Genomic DNA, 10259 nt, shown 5'->3' on the forward strand with positions numbered 1-10259 from the left:
GGCCCTTGCTCTATCCACGATCCCGCCGCCGCTGTCGAGTACGCCCGCCGCCTGATGGCCGTGCGCACCCAGTACGCTGACACGCTCGAAATCGTGATGCGCGTGTACTTCGAAAAGCCACGCACCACCGTGGGCTGGAAGGGGCTCATCAATGACCCCTACCTCGACGAGAGCTACCGCATCGACGAAGGCCTGCGCATTGCGCGCCAGCTGCTCATCGAGATCAACCGCCTGGGCATGCCCGCCGGCAGCGAGTTCCTGGACGTGATTTCGCCCCAGTACATCGGCGACCTGATCAGCTGGGGCGCGATTGGCGCACGCACCACCGAAAGCCAGGTGCACCGCGAGCTGGCCTCCGGCATCTCGGCCCCCATCGGCTTCAAGAATGGCACGGACGGCAACATCCGCATCGCCACCGACGCCATCCAGTCGGCCAGCCGAGGCCACCACTTCCTGTCGGTGCACAAGAACGGCCAGGTCGCCATCGTGAACACCAAGGGCAACAAGGACTGCCATGTGATTTTGCGCGGCGGCAAGACGCCCAACTACGACGCTGCCAGTGTGGCCGCGGCTTGCAAAGACCTCGAAGCTGCCAAGCTGCCCGCCACATTGATGGTGGACTGCAGCCATGCCAACAGCAGCAAGCAGCACGAAAAGCAGCTGGACGTGGCCCGCGATGTGGCGGCCCAGGTGGCGGGCGGTTCGCGCAGCGTGTTCGGCCTGATGATCGAAAGCCACCTGACGGCAGGCGCCCAGAAATTCACGCCTGGCAAGGACGATCCTTCGGCACTCGAATACGGCAAGAGCATCACCGACGCTTGCCTGGGCTGGGACGCTTCGCTGCAGGCGCTGGCTGAGCTGTCGGACTCTATCAAGGCGCGTCGCGCCCGCTGATCGTCAGGTCTATCGCAAGATCTAAACTTGGGCCTATCGCTGCACACCAGGTGCAGCTGCTGGCCCGAGTCACCGCAAAAAACGCAGAAAGGCTATCCATCATGCACAGCGAAGTGTCGGTCAAACTGGCCGCGAATCAGGAATACCGTTTTGATCTGGAGGGTGCCGAGCCCATGGCCCACGAGGCGGGTCGGCGCTGGCTCGACGACCAGTTCATCGCGCTGGATTGCGAGCCCTTGCGCGCCAGCGGCAAGGTGCTGCTGGCCGACAAGGTGCTGACCGTGGCACGCGCAGCCGGTGCGGCGCTGATGCAGGACCCAGTGTGGTCTCGCGACTTTGCGCGCGCTTCCAGTGCCGCTCTGGTCAAGCCTATCGTGCGCGTGGACGTGCCGGGCATGGCAGTCACATTTTGACCACCATCGGCTAGAAGTTGGCTGCTAGCGCTAGTGGAATATGTGCTGGCAGCTATTATTTTTGTAGTGCTTGCAGCAGTTTGGCGTGGATGCCGCCAAAACCGCCATTGCTCATGCACACCACATGGTCGCCCGGGCGCGCGGCCTGGGTGACCAGGGCCACCAGCGTATCGATGTCCGGGGCCGTCTGGGCGCGCTGTCCAGGGCCTACTCCCAGTGGTGCCAGAGCCTGCGCGGCATCCCAGTCCAGCCCAGCCGTGTGGCAAAAGGCCAGGTCGGCCGGCTCCAGGGCCCAGGGCAATTGGCTTTTCATCGCGCCCAGTTTCATGGTGTTGCTGCGGGGCTCGAACACAGCGAGGATGCGGGCACCCGGGCCCAGGGTGCGGCGCAAGCCGTCCAGGGTGGTACGCAATGCGGTGGGATGGTGGGCAAAGTCGTCGTACACGGCCACGCCGCCCACTGTGCCGCGCAGCTCCATGCGCCGCTTGACGTTCTGAAAACTGCCCAACGCGGCTGCCGCCTGCTCGGGCGCCACGCCTACATGGTGGGCCGCTGCCATGGCTGCCAACGCATTGAGCTGGTTGTGCACGCCGGTCAGCGTCCACTCCACGCGCGCCACGGTATGCCCCTGGTGCACCACATCAAATGCCTGCGGGTCGCCCACCGCGTGAAAGTCGCTGACTGCAGCGCCAAAGCTCGTCACTTCGCTCCAGCAGCCGGTGTGCAGCACACGTGCCAGGCTTTCTTCCAGCCCATTGACCACCACGCGCCCTGACGGCGGCACGGTGCGCACCAGATGGTGGAATTGGCGTTCGATGGCCGCCAGGTCGTCAAAGATGTCCGCGTGGTCGAACTCCAGATTGTTCAACACAGCCGTACGGGGCCGGTAGTGCACGAATTTGCTGCGTTTGTCGAAAAAGGCGGTGTCGTATTCGTCGGCCTCGATCACGAACAGCGGCGCGGCCCCGAGCGGCGCGGCGGCGGGGGCAGGGCGCTGTGCAGCGCCCAGGCGTGCGGACACGCCAAAGTTCAGCGGCACCCCGCCGATCAGAAAGCCCGGTTGCTGCCCGGAAGACTCCAGAATCCACGCCAGCATCGATGTGGTGGTGGTCTTGCCATGGGTTCCAGCCACGGCCAGCACATGGCGGCCCTGCAACACGTGCTCGGCCAGCCATTGGGGCCCGCTGGTGTAGGGCAGTCCGGCGTCCAGAATGGCTTCCATCAGCGGAAACTTGGGGGAGCCATCGGCCAGCCTGGCGCGGCTCACGACGTTGCCCACCACAAACATGTCGGGCTGGAGCGCGAGCTGGTCGGCGCCGAAGCCTTCGATCAGGTCGATGCCCAACGCGCGGAGCTGGTCGCTCATGGGGGGATAGACCCCGGCGTCGCAGCCTGTCACTTTGTGGCCCGCCTCGCGCGCAAGGGCCGCCAAGCCTCCCATGAAAGTGCCGCAGATGCCCAGTATGTGTATATGCATGGGCGCTGATTCTAAAGCCGGGGTTCCGCGCACTGTTCAGAGCAAAAGTGGCAGCTGGCGCCTGTTCCATCTGCCTGAGTTGCTCTCAAAACAATAGTCTTTCGGGGCGGCGGTTGTTGGGGTTGCCAGGGGCGTCTGAGGGGCATCACCCGTGCCGTCATCGCTTCGCGCCACAATGCAGGGTCCTTAGTTGCCTCTGTCTGCCATGCACACACCTTTGAGCGAAGAAATCGCCCACACCACGGCCCGCCTGGTGGTGGAAGAAGGGCTGGAATGGGGCCCCGCCAAGCGCCGTGCGCTGCGGCAGATGGGTTTGCCGGCCCGTACCCCGCTGCCGGACAACGACCTGGTGGAAGAGGCTGTGCGCGAGTACATCCAGCTCTTCTGTGCTGACACCCAGCCGCGCGAGCTGCGGGCACTGCGCCAGCTGGCCCTGGTGTGGATGGAGCGCATGGCGGCTTTCCGGCCGCATCTGGCGGGTGCGGTGTGGCACGGAACGGCCACACGTCTGTCGGATATTTACCTGCAGTTGTTCTGCGATGACCCCAAATCGGCAGAAATCGCTCTGATCGATCATCATGTGGACTACGAACCCCGCACGGTCACTGGCTTCCACGGTGAATCGGTGGAGGCATTGAGTCTTGGCAGCAAATCGCCCGAACTCAACGAAATGATCGGCGTGCACCTGCTGATTTACGACCTTGACGACCTGCGGGGTGCGCTCCGGCCCGACACCAAGGGCCGAACCCCGCGTGGTGACATCACGGCAGTGCGCCGCTTGCTTCAAGAAAACACGACCCCATGACCCAGCCTGCTGAATCCCCCGAACCTGTGACTCCTGGCAACGTCGCGCCCAACGCCGCTCGCAGGCGCTTTTTGTATGCCGGGGTGGCAGGTGCCGCCGCTTTGGGGGGCGCAGGCCTGGCATGGTGGAAGTTTCAGCCCCACGCCGTGGAGCACGGGGCCGAGCAGGCGCTCTGGGGGCTGGAATTTGACACTCCCGCGGGTGGCACCTTGGTCATGAAGTCATTGGCAGGCAAGCCGTTGCTGCTCAATTTCTGGGCCACCTGGTGTCCGCCTTGTGTGGAAGAGCTGCCCATGCTCAACGCCTTCTATCGCGAACAATCTGCCAAAGGCTGGCAAGTGCTGGGTTTGGCCATTGACCAGCCGTCAGCGGTACGCAAGTTTCTGACGCGTATCCCGCTGGATTTCCCTGTGGGACTGGCGGGACTGGGTGGCACGGATCTGGGCCGGTCGCTGGGCAACCTGACGGGAGGCCTGCCTTTCACCGTGGTCCTTGGTGGGGAGGGAAAGGTGCTGCATCGTAAAATGGGGCAAGTGACCACCCAGGACTTGCAGCTTTGGGCAGGTATGGGCTGAGGGTTCGCGTCGAAAAGCAGCCGCCTTTCAGGCCTTCTGGGTGCGTCTTTCCTTTGAGAAGCGGCAATTCCCATGCCGAAGTTCATGAAAAATGGGTGTGGAAGACTGCGATAGGGTGAAATTGGAGTAAATTCGCGCCCTATTCAGTTTTATAGCCGTTGGAGCTTCCATGGATCTGCGAAAACTCAAAACCCTCATCGATCTCGTGTCCGAGTCGAACGTGTCCGAACTCGAAATTACCGAGGCCGAGGGCAAAGTCCGCATCGTCAAGAGCGGTGGTGCCGTGGTTCAGCAGTATGTGCCCGCCCCGGTTGCAGCTCCTGCCGCTGCGCCTGCTGCCGCGCCTGTGGCGGAATTGCTCGCGCCCCCTGCGGCCGCCGCACCCACCGGCCACATCGTCAAGTCGCCCATGGTGGGCACCTTCTACCGCTCATCCAGCCCTGGCGCCAAGGCTTTTGTCGAAGTGGGCAGCCAGGTCAAGGAAGGCGAGACCATCTGCATCATCGAGGCCATGAAGATCCTCAACGAGATCGAAGCCGACAAGTCGGGCACCGTCACCCGCATCCTGGGCGAGAACGGCCAAGCCGTGGAATACGGACAGCCGCTGTTCGTCATCGAATAAGGCGCTCATGTTCAAGAAGATTCTTGTTGCGAATCGCGGAGAGATTGCTCTCCGTATCCAGCGCGCTTGCCATGAGCTGGGCGTGAAGGCCGTCATGGTCTATTCCGAGGCCGACCGCGACGCCAAGTATGTCAAGCTGGCCGAAGAGGCTGTTTGCATCGGCCCAGCGCCCTCGCCGCTGTCCTACCTCAACATGCCCGCCATCATCTCGGCGGCCGAAGTGACCGACGCCGAGGCCATTCACCCCGGCTATGGCTTCCTGTCCGAGAATGCCGACTTTGCCGAGCGCGTCGAAAAGAGTGGCTTTCAGTTCATCGGCCCCACGCCCGAGTCGATCCGCATCATGGGCGACAAGGTGTCCGCCAAGCAGGCCATGATCCGTGCAGGCGTGCCCTGCGTGCCGGGTTCTGAGGGCGAATTGCCCGACGATCCGGTGCAGATCCGCCGCATTGCCAAGGCAGTGGGCTACCCGGTGATCATCAAGGCCGCAGGCGGCGGCGGTGGCCGTGGCATGCGCGTGGTCCACACCGAGGCCGCACTGGTCAATGCTGTGCAGATGACCAAGGCCGAGGCGGGTGCCGCGTTTGGCAATCCTGCGGTGTACATGGAGAAGTTCCTCCAGAACCCACGCCACATCGAAATCCAGATCCTGGCCGACAAGCACCGCAATGCGGTGTATTTGGGCGAGCGCGACTGCTCCATGCAGCGCCGCCACCAGAAGGTGATCGAAGAGGCGCCAGCTCCAGGCATTCCTCGCAAGCTGATCGAGAAGATCGGCGAGCGTTGCGTCGCTGCCTGCAAGAAGATCGGCTACCGGGGCGCGGGCACGTTTGAGTTCCTGTACGAGAACGGCGAGTTCTACTTCATCGAGATGAACACCCGTGTGCAGGTGGAACACCCCGTGACTGAGTGGATCACGGGCGTGGACATCGTGAAAACGCAGATCATGGTGGCGGCGGGCGAGAAGCTGCCTTTCACCCAGCGCCAGATCGAAATCCGTGGCCATGCCATCGAGTGCCGGGTGAACGCGGAAGACCCGTACAAGTTCATCCCTTCGCCCGGGCGCATTACCACCTGGCATCCACCAGGTGGCCCCGGCGTGCGCGTGGACTCGCATGCCTACACCAACTACTTCGTGCCACCCAACTACGACTCGATGATCGGCAAGATCATCGTGCACGGCGACACGCGCGAGCAGGCGCTGGCCCGCATGCGCACGGCCCTGTCCGAGACGGTGATCGAAGGCATCAACACCAATGTGCCGCTGCACCGCGAGCTGATGGTGGACGCCAAGTTCATGGCGGGCGGCACCAACATCCACTACCTGGAAGAGTGGCTGTCGCAGCACAAACGCTGAGCTGGCACGCAGCAGGTCATTCACATGCTGGCTCCTGGCAACGGGTGCCAGCATTTCACTTTTTCTGAGAGATGCCTATGTTTGAGCTGAGTCTGATGTGCCCCGAGGACCGGATTGAAGCGGTCAGCGATGCGCTGGACGCGCTGGATGCGCTGTCCGTGTCGGTAGAAGACGCCGATGCCCAGACCGATGCTGAACAGGCGCTGTTTGGCGAGCCTGGCATGCCTCCGCCCAAGGATGGCTGGCAACGCAGCCGCGTGGTGGCCTTGTTCCCCTCCGAGGTGGCGGCCCGTGAAGCGCAGCAATTGCTGGTGGTGCAGGACTTTTTTGTGGGCTGCCAGGTGCTGGGTGTCACCCCGGTGCCCGAGCAGGACTGGGTGCGGCTGACGCAGTCGCAATTTGCGCCGGTGGACATCACCCCGGATTTCTGGATCGTGCCTACCTGGCATGAGTTGCCCGCCCAGGCAGTACGGAGCATCCGCCTGGACCCCGGCTTGGCGTTTGGCACGGGCACCCACCCCACCACGCGCATGTGCCTGCGCTGGATTGCGCGCCAGGGCGCAACGCAACCTGAGCAAGGCAACCTGCTGGGGCGGGTGCTGGACTACGGATGTGGCTCCGGCATCCTCGCCATCGGTGCCGCCAAGTTCGGTGCCACGGACATTGATGCGGTGGATATCGACCCGGCTGCCGTGGAGTCCACGGTGCAAAACGCCCAGGCCAATCAGGTCACGCTGAAAGCGGGCCTGCCCGACAAGGCGCAAGGCGAATACCAGACCGTGCTGGCCAATATCCTGGCCACTCCGTTGCGTGTATTGGCCCCACTGCTGTGCAGCTATGTGGCTGTGGGTGGGAATCTGGTTTTGGCAGGCATTCTGGAGCGCCAGGCGGATGAGCTCAAGGAGGCCTACGCGCCCTGGCTGCCGCTGGAAGTGGCGGATGCCGAAGACGGCTGGATCTTGATGACTGCGCGCCGCTGAAGGTGCGCGGGCGCCGTTCTGGCAGCCGTGGCATGGCCTCTACAATCGCTCGCTGATGAGCCAGATCACCCGCTGCCCGTCCTGCGCCACCACCTTCAAGGTTGTGGCGGACCAATTGCGCATCTCTGAAGGATGGGTGCGCTGCGGCCAATGCAAGGAGGTATTCGATGCCTCGGCCCATTTGCTGCCTGTGGCACCGGCTGCGCTGCTGCCCGATGTATCGCTCACGGACCTGCGCGCGCCCACTGCGCCCATAGCGCGCAAGCCGGATGCACTGGGAGCCTGGGGGGGAGGCAAGTCGCCCACCGTTCCCCCGCCTGCCCCACAGGATGTTGTCAAGGTAGACGCTCCCACCATCCGCAGTGCTTCAGATGTCGCCACCGAGGTCGCTGCCACCCTCGCCGGTGACGCGCATCCGTACGGCATGGTCAGTGATGCACCTGCTGCTCCGGTGCTCGATATTCCCAGCCCTGCGGTACCTGCTTTTCTTACTGCCGGGGCTCGCACGGAAGTCTCGTCGGATGTCTTGGGCAAGGAGGTCGCCGCGCCGTTTGCATGGAGAGCCCACAGTGCATCGCGGACTGCGACAGCGGTGGAGGCTGGGGCATCGCCATCCGTCACAGCGCCTGCTGATGCTCCAGAGCCGGTGGTGATACCGGACACAGCGCTCCGCTTGGATGATCACTCCACTGCCGTTCATGTGGCCAGGCAAGAGCATTCCGCCGTCACGATGCCATCCGACGTGGCGCAGGATGTCGCTGATGGACGCGGCAGTTTGTTTGGTGGAGCTGTGCCACCGGTTCCTGCGTCCCCCAGCCTGGCAGGCTATGAACTGCCGTTTGCCGAACTTCGCGATTCCGAGGTAGCGCTGAACGCAACCATGGATGTGGATGGCACAGAGGAGCGCGCGAGTCACTCAGCAGAGCTTGCACAGCCTCCGGTGGCGCCAGTTGCTCTCGCTCCGTCATCCGATACCGGTGCTGGACTTTCAGGCGATGCTCAGAAATCTGAGCCTGCGTCGCCCGTTGTTGTGCCCACCCCGCCTGCGCCCGCGTTGCCTTCTGTGGACTTTGTGTCGAAGGAAGTTGCGCCAGAGGCTCCGGCGATGGAGTTGGTGAAGGACGATTCGCATGCCGCCATCCTGCAGGCGCGCCCCAGACCCGCTGTTGACGACGACGACGATGAGGCCGACAACCAGGCGTCAGACCCCGAGGTCAGCTTTGTGGTGGCTGCGCGCCGCAAGGCGTTTTGGCGCAAGCCGGTCGTGCGGATGGTTTTGTGGCTGGGGTTCATCGTCTCCTTGCTGGGGCTGGCTTTGCAGATTGCGGTGCAGGAGCGCGACCGCATTGCAGCCCTGGATGTGCGTACCCGGCCCTGGTTGGTGAAACTGTGCGAGCCCTTGCGCTGCGAACTTGCTCCTGTGCGCCAGATTGCCGATGTGGTCATCGACAGTTCTTCTTTCAACAAAGCCCGGGGTGACAGTTACCAGCTAGCGCTGACGATGAAGAGCACCGCCACCATTCCACTGGCCATGCCTGCGGTGGAGCTGACCCTTACCGATGCGCAGGATCAGGCCGTATTGCGGCGGGTTCTGCTGCCTACCGACATGGCGGCTCCAGCGGAGCTGCCCGCGAAAGGTGAGTGGGGCACCTCGGTGTCGGTGCTCGTGACCACCGGCGGTGCGCGCGTGGCGGGCTACCGGCTGCTTGCGTTCTATCCCTGATTTTTCTCCCAACAACTTACCGAGTTTCACTATCTATGGCTGCCCTCATTTGTGGTTCCCTGGCGTTCGACACCATCATGACTTTCGAGGGGCGTTTTGCGGAGCAGATCCTGCCGGATCAGCTCCATATCCTGAATGTGTCCTTCCTCGTCCCGTCGTTGCGCCGCGACTTCGGGGGGTGTGCTGGCAACATTGCTTACAGCCTCAAGCTGCTCGGTGGGGAGCCGTTGCCCATGGCCATGTTGGGCAGTGACGGTGCTGACTATCTGCAGCGACTGCAGTCGCTGGGTATCAGCGCCCGACACGTCGGGCAGGTGCAGGACACCTACACCGCGCAGGCGATGATCATGACGGACCGTGACAACAACCAGATCACGGCTTTCCATCCTGGCGCCATGATGCAGGCCCATGCCAATCGAATTGGTGCAGACAACAGTGTCAGCGTGGGGATCATCGCGCCGGATGGGCGTGACGCGATGTTGGAGCATGCGGCCCAGTTCGTGGCGGCGGGTATCCCGTTTGTGTTCGATCCAGGTCAGGGCTTGCCCATGTTCAATGGGCAGGAGTTAGCGCAGTTCATCGACCAGGCCACCTGGGTCACCGTCAATGACTATGAGGGGAAGATGCTCTGCGACCGCACCGACTGGTCTTTGGCCGATATCTCCCGCAAGGTGCAGGGACTGGTGGTGACGCTGGGCGCAGAGGGCTGCGAGGTCTGGGTGGATGGTGAAAAAACCCATGTACCCTCTGTGGCGCCTGCAGCGGTGGTGGACCCCACGGGTTGCGGCGATGCCTGGCGCGGCGCGCTGCTGTTTGGTCTGGAAAAGGGCTGGTCCCTCGTGCGTTGTGCGGAGCTGGGCAACCGGGTTGGCGCTCTCAAGATCGCGCAACGTGGCCCACAGAACTACACGCTGGATTTCGATCCGTTGGGTTAATCCTCCGAGCCAGTGTCGTCTGCGTTGCGCTGCCCAGTGCTGTACAACGCAGCTTGCTTGCCAGGTAGCTCTTGGGAGTGCCCAGACCTGCATACAGACGAAAAAAAACCCGGTGCGTTTGCACCGGGTTGAGCGCGTGGCGCGCCAGGATCAGGGCTTGTTGCCCGTAGGGAAAGGCCAGGCTGCCTGAGGGTTCAGCGTGGTTTGTGCTGCAGGGGCAGCGGCCGCAGGGGCAGGCGCCTTGGGGGCCTTCTTGGCCGGGGCAGCTTTCTTTGCGGGGGCTGCCTTGGCAGGTGCTGCGGCCTTCTTGGCTACTGCGGCCTTCTTGGCGGGAGCGGCTTTCTTTGCCGGTGCTGCTGCCTTCTTGGCGGGTGCAGCCTTCTTCGCAGCTACGGCCTTCTTGGCGGGAGCGGCTTTCTTTGCCGGTGCTGCTGCCTTCTTGGCGGGTGCAGCCTTCTTCGCAGCTACAGCCTTCTTG

General features: G+C 63.3%; 10 protein-coding genes and 1 pseudogene. 9 read left to right on the top strand and 2 right to left on the bottom strand.

The annotated features are described in order from the left end of the window. Window positions 1-894, top strand: an 894-nt coding sequence (locus DBR23_RS27215; protein WP_108500143.1) for a 3-deoxy-7-phosphoheptulonate synthase, incomplete at its 5' end; no start/stop codon positions are given. A gap of 101 nt (window positions 895-995) precedes the next feature. Beyond that, window positions 996-1307, top strand: coding sequence for a hypothetical protein (locus tag DBR23_RS27220; RefSeq protein ID WP_108500154.1), 312 nt, complete (start codon window positions 996-998; stop codon window positions 1305-1307). A 55-nt stretch (window positions 1308-1362) separates the two neighbouring features. Here DBR23_RS27220 and mpl read toward each other — a convergent pair whose 3' ends face one another. Next, window positions 1363-2784 carry a UDP-N-acetylmuramate:L-alanyl-gamma-D-glutamyl-meso-diaminopimelate ligase gene (mpl, locus tag DBR23_RS27225; protein WP_108500144.1) on the bottom strand — a complete coding sequence of 474 codons (1422 nt, stop codon included), beginning with the start codon at window positions 2782-2784 and terminating at the stop codon, window positions 1363-1365. A gap of 205 nt (window positions 2785-2989) precedes the next feature. On the opposite strand from mpl, the gene DBR23_RS27230 reads away from it, so the two are divergent. The 7 genes from DBR23_RS27230 (at window position 2990) to DBR23_RS27260 (ending at window position 9781) form a co-directional block, all read left to right on the top strand. Continuing rightward, window positions 2990-3589, top strand: coding sequence for a hypothetical protein (locus tag DBR23_RS27230; protein WP_056066353.1), 600 nt, complete (start codon window positions 2990-2992; stop codon window positions 3587-3589). Next, window positions 3586-4164, top strand: coding sequence for a TlpA disulfide reductase family protein (locus tag DBR23_RS27235; RefSeq protein ID WP_108500145.1), 579 nt, complete (start codon window positions 3586-3588; stop codon window positions 4162-4164). Before DBR23_RS27230 ends, DBR23_RS27235 begins: the two co-directional genes overlap by 4 nt. Before the next feature lie 169 nt (window positions 4165-4333). Further along, the gene (gene accB, locus DBR23_RS27240; protein WP_108500146.1) at window positions 4334-4786 is read left to right on the top strand and encodes an acetyl-CoA carboxylase biotin carboxyl carrier protein; all 453 of its coding nucleotides are present in this window, start codon (window positions 4334-4336) and stop codon (window positions 4784-4786) included. 7 nt (window positions 4787-4793) lie between these two features. Then, window positions 4794-6143, top strand: coding sequence for an acetyl-CoA carboxylase biotin carboxylase subunit (gene accC, locus DBR23_RS27245; RefSeq protein WP_056066345.1), 1350 nt, complete (start codon window positions 4794-4796; stop codon window positions 6141-6143). Window positions 6144-6220: 77 nt separating this feature from the next. Then, a complete protein-coding gene (prmA, locus tag DBR23_RS27250) occupies window positions 6221-7123 on the top strand; it encodes a 50S ribosomal protein L11 methyltransferase (protein ID WP_108500147.1) in 903 nt (300 codons plus the stop codon). A 55-nt stretch (window positions 7124-7178) separates the two neighbouring features. Further along, a complete protein-coding gene (locus tag DBR23_RS27255) occupies window positions 7179-8846 on the top strand; it encodes a DUF3426 domain-containing protein (protein ID WP_108500148.1) in 1668 nt (555 codons plus the stop codon). A gap of 35 nt (window positions 8847-8881) precedes the next feature. Continuing rightward, window positions 8882-9781, top strand: coding sequence for a carbohydrate kinase family protein (locus tag DBR23_RS27260; protein WP_108500149.1), 900 nt, complete (start codon window positions 8882-8884; stop codon window positions 9779-9781). Window positions 9782-9931: 150 nt separating this feature from the next. On the opposite strand, the pseudogene DBR23_RS27265 reads toward DBR23_RS27260, so the two are convergent. Continuing rightward, a pseudogene (locus tag DBR23_RS27265) lies at window positions 9932-10259 on the bottom strand (histone); the annotation flags it as partial.

Source organism: Acidovorax sp. HMWF018, from assembly GCF_003061035.1.
Lineage (GTDB): Bacteria > Pseudomonadota > Gammaproteobacteria > Burkholderiales > Burkholderiaceae_C > Acidovorax > Acidovorax delafieldii.

Excerpts from the sequence above, each read along its gene's own strand:
- DBR23_RS27220 (WP_108500154.1), top strand. The coding sequence starts at position 996 with ATGCACAGCGAAGTGTCGGTCAAACTGGCCGCGAATCAGGAATACCGT.
- prmA (WP_108500147.1), top strand. The coding sequence starts at position 6,221 with ATGTTTGAGCTGAGTCTGATGTGCCCCGAGGACCGGATTGAAGCGGTC.
- DBR23_RS27260 (WP_108500149.1), top strand. The coding sequence starts at position 8,882 with ATGGCTGCCCTCATTTGTGGTTCCCTGGCGTTCGACACCATCATGACT.
- accC (WP_056066345.1), top strand. The coding sequence starts at position 4,794 with ATGTTCAAGAAGATTCTTGTTGCGAATCGCGGAGAGATTGCTCTCCGT.
- DBR23_RS27230 (WP_056066353.1), top strand. The coding sequence starts at position 2,990 with ATGCACACACCTTTGAGCGAAGAAATCGCCCACACCACGGCCCGCCTG.
- accB (WP_108500146.1), top strand. The coding sequence starts at position 4,334 with ATGGATCTGCGAAAACTCAAAACCCTCATCGATCTCGTGTCCGAGTCG.
- DBR23_RS27235 (WP_108500145.1), top strand. The coding sequence starts at position 3,586 with ATGACCCAGCCTGCTGAATCCCCCGAACCTGTGACTCCTGGCAACGTC.
- mpl (WP_108500144.1), bottom strand. The coding sequence starts at position 2,784 with ATGCATATACACATACTGGGCATCTGCGGCACTTTCATGGGAGGCTTG.
- DBR23_RS27255 (WP_108500148.1), top strand. The coding sequence starts at position 7,179 with ATGAGCCAGATCACCCGCTGCCCGTCCTGCGCCACCACCTTCAAGGTT.